This is a genomic window from Nocardia niwae NBRC 108934 = DSM 45340 (genome assembly GCF_001613465.1).
GTDB classification, from domain to species: domain Bacteria; phylum Actinomycetota; class Actinomycetes; order Mycobacteriales; family Mycobacteriaceae; genus Nocardia; species Nocardia niwae.
In genome coordinates, this window is record NZ_BDCK01000020.1 from 88,337 (window position 1) to 104,290 (window position 15,954).

The 15,954-nt window shown below is 67.7% G+C and carries 16 protein-coding genes; 9 read left to right on the plus strand and 7 right to left on the minus strand.

Annotated features, from left to right (window positions below; all coding sequences use genetic code 11):
• Window positions 1–35 precede the first annotated feature (35 nt).
• From NNI01S_RS12695 to NNI01S_RS34455, 5 genes are all read left to right on the plus strand, one after another.
• Window positions 36–695, plus strand: a complete 660-nt coding sequence (locus tag NNI01S_RS12695; protein ID WP_063020270.1) for a phosphoribosylanthranilate isomerase — start codon at window positions 36–38, stop codon at window positions 693–695.
• A gap of 93 nt (window positions 696–788) precedes the next feature.
• Window positions 789–1,553: a sporulation protein gene (locus NNI01S_RS12700; protein WP_063020271.1), complete on the plus strand. Its 765-nt coding sequence runs from the start codon at window positions 789–791 to the stop codon at window positions 1,551–1,553.
• Between the two features lie 65 nt (window positions 1,554–1,618).
• Window positions 1,619–3,184 carry an alkaline phosphatase D family protein gene (locus NNI01S_RS12705; RefSeq protein WP_063020272.1) on the plus strand — a complete coding sequence of 522 codons (1,566 nt, stop codon included), beginning with the start codon at window positions 1,619–1,621 and terminating at the stop codon, window positions 3,182–3,184.
• Window positions 3,185–3,236: 52 nt separating this feature from the next.
• Entirely contained in the window at window positions 3,237–4,514 is a 1,278-nt protein-coding gene (locus NNI01S_RS12710) for an FAD-binding protein (RefSeq protein WP_063020273.1), read from the plus strand.
• Window positions 4,515–4,652: 138 nt separating this feature from the next.
• A complete protein-coding gene (locus tag NNI01S_RS34455; RefSeq protein WP_157114729.1) occupies window positions 4,653–4,808 on the plus strand; it encodes a hypothetical protein in 156 nt (51 codons plus the stop codon).
• Between the two features lie 410 nt (window positions 4,809–5,218).
• Here NNI01S_RS34455 and NNI01S_RS36455 read toward each other — a convergent pair whose 3' ends face one another.
• Window positions 5,219–5,578 (minus strand): MoaD/ThiS family protein, encoded by a 360-nt coding sequence (locus NNI01S_RS36455; RefSeq protein ID WP_084488756.1) that lies wholly within the window; start codon window positions 5,576–5,578, stop codon window positions 5,219–5,221.
• A 3-nt stretch (window positions 5,579–5,581) separates the two neighbouring features.
• Here NNI01S_RS36455 and NNI01S_RS12715 point away from each other — a divergent pair, with 3 nt between their 5' ends.
• Entirely contained in the window at window positions 5,582–6,898 is a 1,317-nt protein-coding gene (locus NNI01S_RS12715; protein ID WP_063020274.1) for an MFS transporter, read from the plus strand.
• Between the two features lie 182 nt (window positions 6,899–7,080).
• A complete protein-coding gene (locus NNI01S_RS12720) occupies window positions 7,081–8,178 on the plus strand; it encodes a CSLREA domain-containing protein (RefSeq protein WP_063020275.1) in 1,098 nt (365 codons plus the stop codon).
• Here the strand turns inward: NNI01S_RS12720 and NNI01S_RS12725 are convergent.
• From NNI01S_RS12725 to ctaC, 3 genes are all read right to left on the minus strand, one after another.
• Window positions 8,175–8,834, minus strand: coding sequence for a TetR/AcrR family transcriptional regulator (locus tag NNI01S_RS12725; protein WP_169812961.1), 660 nt, complete (start codon window positions 8,832–8,834; stop codon window positions 8,175–8,177). The genes NNI01S_RS12720 and NNI01S_RS12725 overlap by 4 nt on opposite strands.
• A 119-nt stretch (window positions 8,835–8,953) precedes the next feature.
• Entirely contained in the window at window positions 8,954–9,370 is a 417-nt protein-coding gene (locus tag NNI01S_RS12730; protein ID WP_063020277.1) for a cytochrome c oxidase subunit 4, read from the minus strand.
• 14 nt (window positions 9,371–9,384) lie between these two features.
• Window positions 9,385–10,476 carry an aa3-type cytochrome oxidase subunit II gene (gene ctaC / locus NNI01S_RS12735; RefSeq protein ID WP_063020470.1) on the minus strand — a complete coding sequence of 364 codons (1,092 nt, stop codon included), beginning with the start codon at window positions 10,474–10,476 and terminating at the stop codon, window positions 9,385–9,387.
• 364 nt (window positions 10,477–10,840) lie between these two features.
• Between ctaC and asnB the strand changes: the two genes are divergently transcribed.
• Window positions 10,841–12,784, plus strand: coding sequence for an asparagine synthase (glutamine-hydrolyzing) (gene asnB, locus NNI01S_RS12740; RefSeq protein ID WP_063020278.1), 1,944 nt, complete (start codon window positions 10,841–10,843; stop codon window positions 12,782–12,784).
• A 57-nt stretch (window positions 12,785–12,841) separates the two neighbouring features.
• Here asnB and NNI01S_RS12745 read toward each other — a convergent pair whose 3' ends face one another.
• Together NNI01S_RS12745 and NNI01S_RS12750 are read right to left on the minus strand one after the other, a co-directional pair.
• Window positions 12,842–13,810 carry a carbohydrate kinase family protein gene (locus tag NNI01S_RS12745; RefSeq protein WP_063020279.1) on the minus strand — a complete coding sequence of 323 codons (969 nt, stop codon included), beginning with the start codon at window positions 13,808–13,810 and terminating at the stop codon, window positions 12,842–12,844.
• Window positions 13,811–14,042: 232 nt separating this feature from the next.
• Entirely contained in the window at window positions 14,043–14,393 is a 351-nt protein-coding gene (locus NNI01S_RS12750) for a HesB/IscA family protein (RefSeq protein ID WP_039797033.1), read from the minus strand.
• Window positions 14,394–14,590: 197 nt separating this feature from the next.
• On the opposite strand from NNI01S_RS12750, the gene NNI01S_RS12755 reads away from it, so the two are divergent.
• Window positions 14,591–15,262 carry a DUF3043 domain-containing protein gene (locus NNI01S_RS12755; protein WP_063020280.1) on the plus strand — a complete coding sequence of 224 codons (672 nt, stop codon included), beginning with the start codon at window positions 14,591–14,593 and terminating at the stop codon, window positions 15,260–15,262.
• A gap of 461 nt (window positions 15,263–15,723) precedes the next feature.
• Here the strand turns inward: NNI01S_RS12755 and NNI01S_RS34460 are convergent, their stop codons facing one another.
• Window positions 15,724–15,885 (minus strand): hypothetical protein, encoded by a 162-nt coding sequence (locus NNI01S_RS34460; protein WP_157114733.1) that lies wholly within the window; start codon window positions 15,883–15,885, stop codon window positions 15,724–15,726.
• Window positions 15,886–15,954: the final 69 nt, after the last annotated feature.

The following is a 15,954-nucleotide window of genomic DNA, read 5'->3' on the forward strand; positions in this document are numbered from 1 at the left end:
TTCCCCCGTTCCGCACGCGGGCCGGTGCGCAACCGTTGACCGTTCGGACGAAAATCTGTGGTATCCGGTCGGAGGACGACCTGTGCGCTGCCGTCGCCGCCGGCGCCGACGCGGTCGGATTCATCTCGAGCGTCACGCATGTCAGTGCGGACGCGCTCGATCGGCGTCGTGCCGCAAGCTTGTCGGCGGCCACCCCGCCGTTCGTCACCCGCGTGCTGGTCACCCATCTGGTGGACCCCGCGGCGATCATCGAACTGGCCGACCGAGTCGGTGTCGACGCGATTCAAGTCCACGGGCTCGTGACCGTCGATATGGTCGCCCGGGTGCATGAGCGCGCCGCGGGGCGGGCGATCCTCGCCGCGGTACACGTGGCAGGCCCGGAAGCCGTCGGCGCCGCACGCGCGGTCGCTCCGTATTGCGACGCGGTGCTCCTGGATTCACGAACTTCGGAACGATTGGGTGGCACCGGGCGCCCGCACGACTGGTCCATCAGTGCCGCCATCGTCCGCGCGATGGCCGAGTTCGACCGTCCCGTGGTGCTCGCCGGTGGCCTGACGGCCGCCACTGTCGCCGCAGCCGTCCGGCAGGTCCGCCCATACGCCGTCGACGTCAACAGTGGCGTCGAAACCGCGCAGGGCGATAAGGATCCCGCTGCTTGTGACGCTTTCGTCGCCGCGGCTCGATCGACGCCATGACGAACCGGGCCGGTGCCATAGACTCTGCCGAGTCGTCCAGGGCGACAAGGTAATGGCAAGTCTTCGGTAAGACGACGCGGCGAGAGTACGGGCATGTTCAAGAAGTTGCTTGCGGCAGCCGGGGTCGGTGGGGCCGAAGTGGAGACCGAGTTGTTCACGCCGGGCGTGCAGCCCGGGGGCACGGTGGAAGGCGTGATCCGGTTGCGGGGCGGGGCGGTGGCCCAGGAGATCGCCCAGGTGGCCGTCGAGTTCGTCACCAGAGCCGAGCAGGAGTACGAGGACCACGAAGGCGTGCGGGACATCACCTTCGGCCGGACCGGGGTGCACGGACCGTTGTCTCTGCCCGCGGGCGCGGCGCCGGAATTCCGCTTCGCGGCGCGTGCGCCGATGGAAACGCCGATCACGTTCTACAACGGCAGGCACCTGCCCGGCACGGTGGTGTCGTTGCGCACGATCGTGGAGATCCACGGTGCGGTGGACGCCGCCGACACCGACCCGATCGGCGTCGGCGCCCTGCCCGCCCAGCACGTCGTGCTGGAAGCCGTGGAGCGTCTGGGATTCCACCTGCGCAGCGCGGACGTGGAATCGGGCCGGGTGCACAACACCCCGCAGACGCTGCCGTTCTACCAGGAGATCGAGTTCGCCGGTTCACCGCGCTATCCGCGGCTGAACCAGCTCGAGGTGACGTTCGTTGCGACCGACACCGGCATGAGCGTGGTCCTGGAGGCGGACAAGCGCGGCGGCTGGATTTCCGAAGGCCGCGACGTCTTCGACGCGCTGTGGGTGGATTACCGGCATCTGGGCGGCGTGGACTGGGCGGGCGAACTGCACCACCGGCTGGAGCGTTTGGCGCGCTGAGCTTGTTGGCCACCCGTACCCGACCCGTTCACGTGGCGTTGAAGTAGTTGCGGCAAGGTTGCCTGATGAGCGGCTCGGCCTCAGGACCATCCCGGCGCACCGTCTTGCGCGCTTGCGCGCTCGGATTCGTGGCGGCCCCAGCGCTGGCGGCGTGCTCACCGGACAACGGCCCGGCGCTGGTCCGGCCGCGCCCGGTGCTGACCCACGGTGTTGCGGTGGGTGATCCACGCCCGGACGGCGCGTTGATCTGGGCCCGCGCCGATCGCCCCGCCACCTTGCTCGTGGAAACCGCGGCCACGGAATCGTTCGCCCATGCCGAGCGTTTCACCGGTCCGCTGCTCACCCCGGACTCCGACGGCACCGGCCGAGTCCGGGTCAACGGCTTGCCCGCGGGACAGCAGGTGCACTACCGGGTGACGCTGCGCGGGGAGGACGGCGCCACGTCCGAACCGGTCACCGGCGTCTTCCGCACCGCCCCCACCGCCGCGGCGGACATCCGGCTCCAGTGGTCCGGCGACGTCGCGGGGCAGGGCTACGGCATCAATCCGGAATTGGGCGGCATGAAGATCTTCGCCGCCATGGCCGCTCGCGACCCACACCTGTTCCTGCACTCCGGCGACTCGATCTACGCCGACGGACCGTTGCAGCCGTCGGTCACCCTGCCCGACGGCCGGATCTGGCGCAATGTCGTGAGCGAGGCGAAAAGCGCTGTCGCGCAGACCTTGGATCAGTTCCGCGGCAACTACGCCTACAACCTGACCGACGAGAACTACCGCCGCTTCAACAGCTCGGTCGCCCAGGTGGTGCAGTGGGACGACCACGAGACGGTGAACAACTGGTACCCGGGCGGACTGGTCGGCGAGTCCAAGGGCTACACCGAGCGCGGCATGGACGTCCTCGCCACCCGCTCCTGGCAGGCCTTCCACGAGTGGATGCCGCTGGAGCCCACGGAAGCGGTGGACGGCAGGCTGTATCGCAGGATCGCCTATGGCCCGCTGCTGGACGTCTTCGTGCTCGACATGCGCACGAACAAGGACGCCAACAACGCCGACAACGGAACCGACGGTCGCATTCTCGGCGCGGCGCAGACCGAGTGGCTCATCGACAGCCTGCGCGAATCCACCGCCACGTGGAAGATCATCGCCAACGACCTGCCGCTGGGCCTCATCGTCCCGGACGGCGAACAGAAGAACACCACCGCGTACGAAGGCCCCGCCAACGGCGATCCCGGCGCGCCGTCGGGCCGGGAGCGCGAGATCGCCCGGGTGCTGTCGTCGATCCGGGCGAACAACGTGGTCAACGTGGTCTGGCTGACCGCCGACGTGCATTACACGGCGGCGCACCGCTATTCGCCGGAGCGCGCGGGCTTCACCGACTTCGACGAATTCTGGGAGTTCGTCTCGGGTCCGCTGAACGCGGGGGCATTCGGCCCGAACCAGCTCGACGGCACGTTCGGCCCGGAGGCGGTCTACGTGCACGCGCCGCCGGTACAGAACAGCTCGCCCTTGGACGCCTTCCAGCATTTCGGCGAGGTGCGCATCGACGGAAAGTCCAGGGAACTGACCGTCGATCTGTGCGATGCCGCCGGATCCGTCCTGTTCAGCAAGAGCCTTGCGCCCGCATCGCGATAACACCCGACTTCGGGGGAGCGGCGCGGGCCGCGCTGTGGTTAGCTTTTCTGCCATGAGCACGCCGCAAACTGTCTCCAACGCCGAGGAATACCTTCCCCGCGATACCGCCGATGTCGTTCGCACTGTGCGGGATTCACGAGGGCGATCGGAACGGTTGATGGTGCGCGGTGGCGAGCTGCTCGACGAAGGGCTCACACTGCCCGAGCAGCCGACGGTGGTGTCGCTGCGGCGGATGAATCAGGTGCTGGACATCAACCTGGGCCGGCGCACCGTCCGGGTGCAGGCGGGCGCCAAGCTCTCCGACGTCGACCGCAGGCTCGGCGCGCACGGCCTCGGCCTGCCCATCGTCGGGGATCACCGCGACATCACCGCGGGGGGCTTCGCCTCGGTCGGCGGCGTGAGCGCGGCCTCGCACAAGCACGGCCTGTTCATCGACCAGATCGTCGATCTGGAGTATGTGGACACCGACGGACGCATCGGCACCTGCGGGCGCACCCATCACACCGAGCGGTTCCAGCGCATCCTGGGCGCGGGCGGCCGCGCGGGCATCATCACCGCGCTCACCCTGGACGCGATCGAGGTCGACAAGGACCACACCTGGCTGAACACCCACGCCGACCGGTTCCTCGACTTCGATTCCTTCGTCGAGCACGCCCACGCGGAGATCGCGCGGCCCGGCAACGCTCAGCTGCAGGTCGGCCGCTGGGTCGACACGGCGCCGCTGAAGGTGGCGCGCCCGGTCGGCACCGGCCACGTGCAGCTGGGCACCGTGCGCTTCGGTCAGTGGTCGAGCCTCTACCCCACCGCGCCCACCCGAGGGCTGCGCGCCCGGCGCGAGGTCGGGTCGCGGGCGCGGAAATCGCTGGGCGCCATCGCCTCCGCCGCACCGGGCAAGGCGGGCATGCCGGTGCGCAACGCGGCGGCGGGCGCGGTGCTGTTCGCGCCGAAGGTCCAGACCCTGCGCGATGCCGAGTATCTGGCCGATACAGCGCTCAGCTCGTCCGAGCGTGGTCCTGCCTACCGGGTGGGCGTTTTCGCGCCGCTGTCGAGCTATGCGTCGGTCTTCTACCGCCTGCACGACCTGTTCTCGGGGCACCGCGAGCGCACCGGCTGCTTCACCGTCATCTCCGCGATGACCTACGGTGTGCGCTCGCGCTACCTGCGCGCGGAATCCGCCGCCCGCGGCCTGCCGCCCGAGGACCACGGCTTGATCACCTTCACCTGCCGCCTGCGCCCCGCCGCCCTGCCGTCGGAACTGCTGCGCGACATCGTCTCCGGGATCGAGGAGATCTGCCGCTCGGAGAACGCGCTGCGGTACGAGGCGGAGTAGAAGATGCATGAAACGCGCATATCACAATGCGATTCGATGCTCGATCCGCAAACGGGGGGTTGACCGCTACGTCTGCTCCACAGAAACTTCTCCTATACGGGGCGGGGATTTCGCTCCGTTCTCAGGGAGGGAAATGCAATGACCGCACCAACCGATATTTCGCCTGTTCGCGGCTCGGAGAACAGCGATATCGTCAGCCTGGCGACGGAATTGACCTCGGATCAGTTCGAGAAGCTGTTCGCTCTCGAACTCCGTCGGCCGGTTGCGGTGTCCGACGCGGACACTGCGGACTAGGGAAACCGAGTCAACGGGGGCGGGACCCTGCCCCCGTTGACGGATTCCGATTCGCATGCGGACGCTGCATGTATTCACAGGACCGACGATCAGTCCCGCGGAAGTTCTCGAAATAGCGCCGCGCGCGCGAATCAAAGGCCCGATCGCGCACGGCGATTTATTCGATGCATCGATTCGTTCCGGGATATTGTTCTGATCATCGACGGGCTCTTTCATCACTCGGCGACCATCCGGCGCTACTCGCCTGCGAGGGTGCGCCAGCGACCGTCCGGTCAGTGCCGCGCGACTGTGTGCGAATGTCGAACTCAGATGACCAGGTCCGTCACGAGTCACGTAATAGGCGATGTGCCCGATAATTCCGATCAGCAACAGGATCGCAAAATATTCCCGCATTTTCGGCCGACTGGATGTCAACCACCCGATACCGCACACAAGATTGTTACCGTCGCTCCGGGACGTATCGGAGCGGCCACACCACCGAGCGCACGCGCGTCTTCATCTTCCACGTATACGTTGACGAATCGCCGGAGGTCGTTTTCTCCCGTGGTGATACGCGCCTTCAAGGCGGGATGCTGACGAATCAGCGAGTCCAGAACTTCCCCGACAGTCGAGCCACTGCACAACACCTTTGCATTACCTGCCGCATGTGATCGCAGCATCGTAGGCAACACGACAGTCGCACCGATTTCCCTGTCCACCCCGTTATCCCCCTGCCCGCTGGATTCAGGGACGGTACTTCGGTAAGTTTCCCGCCCGTGTCGAGCATACATCGTATGCGCTTGCGGGGGGTACTCGCGGAGCCGGGTTTCAGGGCGTTGTGGGTGGCGAATGCGTTCGGCGACATCGCTTCCAACACGACGGTGGTGGCCCTGAGCGTCACATCGGTCGTTGTTCTGCACGCGAGCCCGTTCCAAGTCGGCGTGATCGCAGCCCTTTCCCGTGCTGCTTATCTGGTGGTGGCGCTGCCTGTCGGCGTATGGGTCGACCGGTGGAGCCGCAAACGCGTCCTGCTCGTCTCGGATCTCGTCCGGTTGACCGCTGTCATGTGGATCCCGCTCGCGTACTTCCTTGGCGTGCTCGCGATCTGGCAGCTCATGCTGGTGGGAGCGGTGGTCAGCACAGCCAATGTCTTCTTCGACGTCGCGCATACGGCGATCCTGCCGGACCTGGTGGGACGCAAACGGGTTTCGGATGCGTCGGCTCGCCTGCAGTCCGTCGACACCGTCACGAGCGCAACGATTCCGGCCGCCGCCGGAAAGTTGATCGCCTCCACCTCCGCGGCGGTGGCATTCCTGGTCGCGGGGACAGTCAGCCTCCTCTCCACGCTGTTCGTCTGGCGGATCACCAAAGGCCGCTCGGGCACGACCAGCGCGAACGAACCGGCCCGATTCGGCACGGCTGTGCGTGAAGGTATCCGGTACGTCGCGGGACACCGCATCCTGCGCGCGACGGTCACGGCCGGAGTGCTGCTGAACTTCGGCGCGGGTATGTACAACGCGGTGATCGCGGTCTACGTGTTGCGTGAATGCGGACTCTCCGCCGGCCAGTACGGGTACGCCCTCGCGCTCGGTTCGACCGGGGGATTCGTCGGATCACTGGGCGGTCAGCACATCGGACGGGCACTGGGCGAGATCCGCACACAGGTGATCGGTTATTTCGCGATGGCCGCCGCGCTGGCCGCGCCGGCGCTCGCTCCCCACCTTCCGGTACCGGCGTGGATTTCGTATGCCGCCGCGGTCTTCCTGCTGTCGTTCCTCCTGGTCGTCATCAGTGTGAATCACTTCCGGAATGCACGCTCGCCTGACACCGCATCGGCTGCTCGGCCGTGTGAGCGCTTCCCGACGGTTCGCGACCCTGGGCATCGTTCCGATCGGCGCGCTCGCCGGCGGGCTGGTGGCGAGCCACCTCTCGGCAGCGGCGACGCTGTTGATCGCCGCGGCCTTCCCGGCGTCGACTCTGATCGTTTTCGCGTTCTCGCCGGTGATCGGAATGCGCGTGCTCCCCGCGGAACTCGAAGTCGACGACGAGACGGAGACCGTCCTTCCGGACACGGAGAGGACCGCTGCGCACTCGACCGGCGTGCCCGATGATGCGCAGGCGGCGCAGCCCGCGGCCGTCCCCCTACCGCCCGCACGCCCCTGACCTGCACCGGTCAACCGGATTCCGGAAACCCCCACCGTCCCAGAGTTTTTTCGACATAGTGGTAAACACTTGCGTTCCCTACTTATACGCGAGCGTACCCCACTCCATGTTCGTGATCGGATCAAACTTCATGAGGACGAGCACATCCGCCGCGGCGGTCGGCGCATTCGCTGTCACAGCCCTGGTCGCGGGAACCGCGGCCGGTTCACCCGGAGCGGCCTACGCCGACATCGCACAAGAGGAAGATCCGCCGGGTGTGATCATGGTGGACAGCACGGCGGACGAGGCAGCGGCCGATCCGCGAGACGGGCAATGCCGCACCGCCTCCGGCGCCTGCACACTGCGCGCCGCGGTGCAGACGGCCAATGCCCATCCCGGGAGCACGATCGTGCTGCCCGCCGGGCGATACGTCTTGACGATCGACCCCGACCAGCGGAAAGTGCAGGGCCGCAACCCGGACCCCACCACGGGAGATCTGAACCTCGTCGCGCCGACGACCTTGCGCGGCGCAGGTCCCGAGCGAACAGTGCTGGACGCGAACGGAATCGACCGGGCGCTCAGCATCTCCGCGCCCACGGTGCTGACGGGATTGACGGTTACCGGCGGACGCACCGCCCAGCACGAGATCCCCTTCTACGACACCGGCGGAGGCGGCATCGCGAATTCGTCGAACCTCGTACTCGACGACGTCGTGGTCCGGGACAACAGCGCCGGGTACGGCGGCGGCATCTTCAACGTGCCCGGCTCGGACCTGCGGACGCGGAATACGGTCGTCACCGGCAATTCCTCCGGCGAGGCGGGCGGTGTGCGGTGCGACGACACCTGCACCTTCACCGACTCCACGATTTCCGACAACCGCGTGGTCGATCCCGGAGTCTGGTACCGCCCAGGCGGTTTCGCCGGACGCGGCGGCGGCGTCGATGTCCGGGGCCGGGGCGTGGTGACTTTCGAGCGCGTCACGATCACCGGGAACACCGCATCGGCCGGCGGCAGCGGCATCAACGTGGCGCCCGCCTACCTCGACACCCTTCCGCGCCAGGTGACCGATCTCGTCGAGGTGCCGCTGGGCCGCGTCGTTCTGCGCGACTCCACTGTGCGGGGCAACAGGTCCGGCGCCGCTGTGGTCAACTGCGTGGAGGTCTTCGCGGCGATCGTGTCCGAAGGCGGCAATACCAGCGACGACGCGTCCTGCAACCTCACCGGGGCCGGCGACAGGATCGTGCCCTAGGCGGCAGGCGGCGTCGGCCCGAGCAATGCCAGGTGGATGTGCACCACGGCGTCCTCGAGTTCGAGCAAGTCGCCTCCCGCACGGAGGGTTCGGCGGACGGCCTCGTTGGTCGCGTCGGTCACCGCCAGGTACGCGTAGTCGGGGACGGCGGGATCGGCGGGGCCCGCCTCCGCGCGCCACGTGTGGAGGAACCCGGCGAACCAGCGCTGGCATCGTTCGAACGACTCGAGCGCGCGCGGCCCGGCCACGGCGGTCTCCAGATAGAACGCGCGGGCGAACGACGGCTCGTCACGCAACAAGGTGAGGTACTCGCGGATGCCGAGGCGGAGAGCTTCCAGCGGCTCTGCCGATTCGGACCGGATCTGCCGCATGACCTGCCGGAGATGGTCGATCATCAGATCGCGACCGGTGTCGGCGGCCGCCAGGAAGCAGGCTTCCTTGTCCGGGAAATGCTGGTAGAACGTACGACGCGAAACCTTGGCCGACGCGGCGATATCCGCGACCGTCGCATCGAGATAGCCGCGGTCGGCGACGACGACCGTCACGCCGAACAGCAGCCGCTGCCGTTGCGACCCCGTCACGAGGTCACGAGCGAGACCGTGCGGCCCGTGCGGTAGAGCCTGCAGCGTCGGCTCCAGCAACTTCTTACGTCCCACCCGCACTTTCATATCAGGGTGCGGTCCCAGTGCCGGCGCGGGCTCCGCTGGTTCGGGCGCCACACACACGAAACGGCCCCACCGGATCTCCGATGGGGCCGTTTCGGCAGGTCTTCAGCTCAGTGCTTCTCGGGCCCGAGGTAGTACTCGAACACCAGCCCGGCGGCGGCCGCCAGGATGCAGACGACGCCGATGCCGATCAGCCAGAACTGGAAGAACGCCAGGCCGAGGGCGGTCACCGAACCGGCGGCGGCCAGAGTGATCGGCCAGAAGCTGCCGGGCGAGAAGAAGCCCAGGTCGCCGGCACCGTCCACGATCTCGGCGTCCTCGTAGTCCTCCGGGCGCAGGTCGAGACGACGGGCGACGAACCGGAAGTAGGTGCCGATGATCAGCGACAAACCCGCGGTCAGCACCGTGGCCGTGGTGCCCGCCCATTCGACGCCGGTGCGCGACTGGCCGGTGAAGAAGCCGTAGACCACCGCCACGATGATGAAGAACACCGTGAGCAGTTCGAAAATCCGCGCTTCGATCTTCATGTCAGATCAAATCCTCACTTGCTCTCGGCCGAGGCCGCGCTCTTGACGTCGCGCCTGGTGTTGAACGGCGTGGTGGAGGTGGCCACGGGGGACTCACCGATGGACTCCAGCGCCTCGGCGTTGGTCTTCCCCGCCTGGCGAGCGTCCAGGTACTTGGTGAACTTCTCCGGCGTGACCGCGCGGACCTCGAAGTTCATCATCGAGTGGAAGGTGCCGCACATCTCGGCGCAGCGGCCGACGAACGCGCCCTCCTTCTCGATCTTGGTGATCTGGAAGACGTTGTCGGAGTGGTTTTCCTTCGGGTTCGGCATCACGTCGCGCTTGAACAGGAACTCCGGCACCCAGAAGGCGTGGATCACGTCGGCGGCGGCGAGCTGGAACTCGATGACCTTGCCGGTCGGCAGCACCAGGACCGGGATCTCGTTGCTCGAGCCGATCGTCTCGACCTTGTCGTAGTGCAGGTAGGACAGGATGTCGTTCTCCGGCTTGCCGTGCACCGGGCCCGGCTGCGGGTGACCGTCCTTGGTCCGCTCCTCGTACCCCTCGAGCTGCTCCTGGCTCAGCGCCTCACGTGAGGCGTCGATGCCGTCGAACTTGTAGCCGTCCTTGAAGTCGACTTCGCGGTAGCCGAACTTCCAGTTCCACTGGAAGGCGGTCACGTCGACCGTGACATCCGGGTCGGCCACCTTCTCGTGCACGTAGTTCTGCACGACCACGGTGAAGTAGAACAGCACGGCGATGATGACGAACGGGATCGCCGTGTAGGTCAGTTCCAGCGGCACGTTGTAGCCGGTCTGGCGGGGGAACTCCGGGGAGTCGGCCTTCTTGCGGTGGAACGCGACGGTCCAGAAGGTCAGGCCCCAGACCAGCACGCCCATCGCCAGCGCGGCGACGACCGACCAGGTCCACAGTTCCCGCATCCGAGTGGCCTGCGGAGTGATACCCGACGGCCAGCCGAACCGCAGCCAAACATTGTCGATCGAGCAGCCCGAGACGAGCAGCGCGGTGATCCCCAAGGACACCGCCAGCCCGGCCCGCCGAAGGATGCGGCCCTGCCGACCCCGGGCGGGTCGTGCCCCGATCTCTTCGCTCGCCTTGTGCGCCACGCTCACGCCTTCCTGGTCGCCACACATTCCGACAGTGCATCGTTCGGGGCTGCGATCGGCCCCGACGATACGTCTCAAGCTTGTTCAGGGCACCCTCCGGGCCAGCGCGTTCCGCGCGGGTCGCCTGAGAGAGACCTGAGTACTACGCAGCGTAGACCAAACGCACCCCCCGTTTGTCGTCGGGTCGGCTTCGACACCTCGCCGAGCACGCCCGGATCACCGTCACCAGCGATTCCGCCCGGGGCGCGATGCGCACGACGCGCGGATGCCGGTGGTGCGGCATACTCGGACACTAGATTTCGTCCCCCTGCGCCCCATCCGGTGCGCGCGTATCCCGACTGCGAGAAATGAGGTTGCCGACGCCGTGTGTGGACTGCTCGGATTCCTGGCATCTGACGAGGCGGCACCTGGCACGGTGGAGCAGGTCTACGAGGCCTTGCACTGCGTACGTCACCGCGGCCCGGACGAGCGCGGCACCTGGCACGACGACCAGGTGATCTTCGGGTTCAACCGCCTGTCGATCATCGACATCGAGCACTCCCACCAGCCGCTGCGCTGGGGCCCGCCCGAGCAGCCCGACCGCTACGCGCTCACCTTCAACGGTGAGATCTACAACTACCTCGAGCTGCGCGCGGAGCTCGCCGAGGCGCACGCCGCCGAGTTCCCGGACGGCAAGATCTTCCACACCGAGGGCGACAGCGAGGCCATCGTCGCGGCGTTCCACTATTGGGGGCCGGAGGCGGTGCGCCGGCTGCGCGGCATGTTCGCCTTCGCGATCTGGGACACCGAGACCAAGGAGCTGTTCCTCGCCCGCGACCCGTTCGGCATCAAGCCGCTGTTCCTGGCCACCGGGCCGGGCGGCACCGCGTTCGGCAGCGAGAAGAAGAGCCTGCTGGAGCTGCTGCCCGCGCTGGAGCTGAGCGACGCGCTGGACCCTCGGGCGCTGGAGCACTACACGGTGCTGCAGTACGTGCCGGAGCCGGAGACGCTGCACAAGGACGTGCGCAGGCTGGAATCGGGCAGTTACGCCACCGTGCGGCCCGGGGCGGCTCCGGCCGTCACCCGGTACTTCACCCCGAAGTTCCCGGTGCGCCCGTTCACGCCCGGCTCGGCCACCGCGCGCTACCGGGAGATCGCCGCGGCGCTCGAGGATTCCGTCGCCAAGCACATGCGCGCCGACGTGACGGTCGGCTCCTTCCTGTCCGGCGGCATCGACTCCACCGCGGTAGCCGCGCTGGCCATGCGGCACAACCCGAAGCTGATCACGTTCACCACCGGGTTCGAGCGCGAGGGCTACTCGGAGGTGGACGTGGCCGCCGAGAGCGCCGAGGCGATCGGCGCGCGGCACGTGGTGAAGGTCGTCTCCCCCGCCGAGTTCGCCGCGGCGATCCCGGAGATCGTCTGGTACCTCGACGACCCGGTGGCCGATCCCGCCCTGGTCCCGCTGTACTTCGTCGCCAAGGAGGCGCGCAAGCACGTCAAGGTGGTGCTTTCGGGCGAGGGCGCCGACGAGCTGTTCGGCGGGTACACCATCTATCGCGAGCCGCTGTCGCTGAAGCCGTTCGAGAAGCTGCCCCGCGGTCTGCGCAGGCTGGCGGGCAAGCTGTCGGACCGGATTCCGGACGGCACGCGGGGCAAGAGCCTGCTGCACCGCGGCTCGCTCACCCTGGAGGAGCGCTACTACGGCAACGCGCGCAGCTTCAACGACGCACAGCTGCGCGCCGTGCTGCGCGAGTTCCGGCCGGAGTGGACCCACCAGGACGTCACCGCGCCGCTGTACGCGCAGTCGCGCGGCTGGGACCCGGTGGCCCGGATGCAGCATCTGGACCTGTTCACCTGGCTGCGCGGGGACATCCTGGTCAAGGCCGACAAGATGACCATGGCCAACTCCCTGGAACTGCGCGTGCCGTTCCTGGACGCCGAGGTCCTGAAGGCGGCCGAGGGGCTGCCGTTCGACCAGAAGATCACCAAGGAGACCACGAAGTACGCGCTGCGCCAGGCGCTGGAGGGCATCGTGCCGCCGCACGTGCTGCACCGCGCCAAGCTCGGCTTCCCGGTCCCGCTGCGGCACTGGCTGCGCGGCACCGAGCTCTACGACTGGGCGCAGCAGCAGGTCGCCGAGTCGCAGACCGATCACCTGCTGAACAAAGCCGCGATCAGCGAAATGCTGGTCGCCCACCGCGCCGGAACCGCCGACCACAGTCGCAGGCTGTGGACCTTGCTGGTGTTCATGGTGTGGCACGGCATCTTCGTCGAAGACCGGATCAAGCCGGAGATCCAAGAACCCACGTATCCGGTTTCGCTGTAGGGGCGGGAACAACGAAAGGCGCGCACCCCGCGGGGTGCGCGCCTTTCGTCACGGCGATCAGAGCAGCGTCTTGATGTCCGCGGCGGCCTCGGGGCCGTAGGCCTGGGTGAGGCGCTCGAGCGCGGACTCCTTGCTCAGCGTCCATTCCTGGGTGCCCATGGTCTCCAGCACAAGCACGGCGATCAGCGACCCCAGCTGCGCGGAACGCTCCAGGCTCAACCCGGCGGTGTGCGCGGTGAGGAAGCCCGCGCGGAAGGCGTCGCCGACGCCGGTGGGCTCGACCTTCTCCACCTCGGGCACGACGCCGACGGTCACCTCGGCGCCGTCGCGGTCAACGATCCGCACGCCCTCCGCACCCAGCGTGGTGACGCGGATGCCGACCTTCTGGGCGACCTCTTCCTCGCTCAGACCGGTCTTCTGCAACAGCAGCGCCCACTCGTACTTGTTCGTGAACAGGTACGCGGCGCCGTCGATGAGCTGCACCGACTGGTCGCCGTCCAAGCGGGCCAGCTGCTGGGAGGGATCGGCGGCGAACGGAATGCCGAGTTCGCGGCATTCGGCGGTGTGCCGCAGCATCGCCTCGGGGTCGTTGGCGCCGACCAGCACGAGGTCGAGTTCCCGGCTCTCGGACAGCTCCGCGATGGAGATGTCGCGGGCCTCGCTCATCGCGCCCGGGTAGAAGGACGCGATCTGGGCCATGTCGTCGTCGGTGGTGCACACGAAACGCGCGGTGTGCGCGCGATCGGACACCAGCACGGTGGAGCAGTCGACCCCGTGCTTCTCCAACCAGGCACGATATTCGCCGAAGTCGGCGCCGACGGCTCCGACGAGCAGGGGCGTGCGATTGAGCAGGCCCATGGCGTAGGCGATGTTGCCGCCGACGCCTCCGCGACGGATCTGCAGATCATCGACGAGGAAGCTCAGCGACACATGGTCGAGCTGATCGGCCAGCAGTACGTCGGCGAACCGTCCGGGAAAACGCATGAGATGGTCGGTCGCAATGGACGCGGAAACGGCTATGGACACGTGGCTGAGCCCCTTCAACGGTAGGCGGCAGGCGGTGCAGACCGGGACGCGAGTCCCGATCTCACCGTAGCTGAACCGCCTCCCAGAGTCTTCAGGCCGTACTGGTTGGGCGGCACCGCATTTGCGTTCGGGTCCTGCGTGAGTGCCGCTCGAGCTCTGGGGGTTCCCGGCGAGTTACCCATGTCCTCGCGAGATCGGTCGTCGCGTGTCGTGCGCTCGCCGGGCTGCTACCTCAGTTGAAGGAGTCGCCGCAGGCGCAGGAGCCGGTGGCGTTCGGGTTGTCGATGGTGAAACCCTGCTTCTCGATGGTGTCGACGAAGTCGATCGAGGCGCCCTGCACGTACGGCGCGCTCATCCGGTCGACGGCCAGCGTGACGCCACCGAAGTCGACGGTCAGGTCGCCGTCGAGCGAGCGGTCGTCGAAGAACAGCTGGTAGCGCAGGCCGGCACAACCACCCGGCTGCACCGCGATCCGCAGCGCCAGGTCGTCGCGACCTTCCTGGTCCAGCAGGGCCTTCGCCTTCGCGGCGGCGGCGTCGGTCAGAGTCACACCGTGGGTGGCGGTCTCGTTCTGCACAGTCATGAACTCTCCTCGAGGAACCTTGGTCGACCCGTGAACAGCGCACGGGTCGTGTCGGTAAACACCACTCGGCAGGCTGCTTATTCCTCCATCTTGCCACCAGCCGATCCGTGGGGGCGCGCAACCTCCGTGACCCCGCACACTCCCGGCGAATCGGACCGCATTTCTCGCCGCGCAACCCATCGAATAGCCTGGTCGGTGTGAAGTTGTTCCGGCGCGGCGAGTCCAGCAGCACCGACGCGACCGCCGAATCGACGGTGGTCACGGACGGTGACTCGGCCGCGGGCACCACCCGCAGCACGGCCACGGCCACCGCGGGCAAGGGCCGTCCCACTCCGAAACGCCGTGACGCCCAAGGCAAACGGCGCGGCCCGGTAGCGCCCGCTCCGCTCACCGCGAAGGAGGCCCGCGCCCGGCGCAAGGCCGCGCGGGGCAGCAGGGAGGAGCGCAAGGCCGCGGCCGCCCGGCGGCGCGAGGCCGCCGCCGATCGCCGCGAGCGCATGCTCGCGGGCGAAGACAAGTACCTGCCACAGCGTGACCAGGGTCCGGTCCGGGCGTTCGTCCGCGACATCGTCGACGCGCGGCGCAATCTGGTCGGCCTCTTCATGCCGATGGCGCTGGTGCTGATCCTGTCGATGTTCGTCGCGCCCGCCCTGCAGACCATCGTCACCCTGGCCATGCTGGTGATGATGCTGTTCATGGCCGTCGAGGGCTTCCTGCTCGGCCGGGTCGTGAACAACCGGGTCAGGGAGCGTTTCCCGGAGACCACCGACATCGGCTACCGGCTCGGCTGGTACGCCTTCGTCCGCGCCTCCCAGATCCGCAAGATGCGCGCCCCCAAGCCGCGCGTCAGCCCGGGCGACGCTGTGTAGTTCGGCCGCGCCTTCGGCGCGGCGGGTTCGCGGCCCCCTTATGGCTCGCGTGTGCGCGGCCGGGCCGCGAACGGCGCATGCTCGGTCTCGCTTCGCTCGAAACCGCGAGTTGAGGTGCGCTGAGCGCGTTAGTGCCGCAGGTCGTCACACGGATGTTCACGGGTTGTGGTGACTCTCTGTCGACTGTGCCCGGTCGCCGCTTCCTCCATCGTCGCGTGCGCGGCGGCCACGCACACGCGAGCTGGGCCGCGAACGGCGGGTGTTCGCTTCGCTTGAAACCGGGGGTCGAGCTGGTGTGCGTCTGAAACCCGGGAGGTGCGGTTTCCAGCCTTCGCCTGGTGAGACCAGCTGCTCCTGGCCGGCTGCACCGTGCTCGATGTGGGCGTGGTGTTCGGATGCCGCGTGCGCTCGGCCGGGCTCCGCGCGGCTTCCGCGATGAGCGCGGCTCGGTGGCCGGTCGGTCAGCGGTGGTGGGAGTTGCGGCCGAGCATTGCCGTCAGCTCGGAGTGCAGCCGCTCAGCGTCGCGGTCGACCACATTCGAGGAGCCCGCGCGGGCTGTGCCGCGGGCGAGGACTGTGGCGAAAGCCACGACGACCGCCAGGGTGATGAGGAAAGTAGCCATGGCAGTAATTTTTCGTCCAATCATTTACCGCCGAAAGTGGCGGTACTGACATAGTTCGTAAAAATTCGG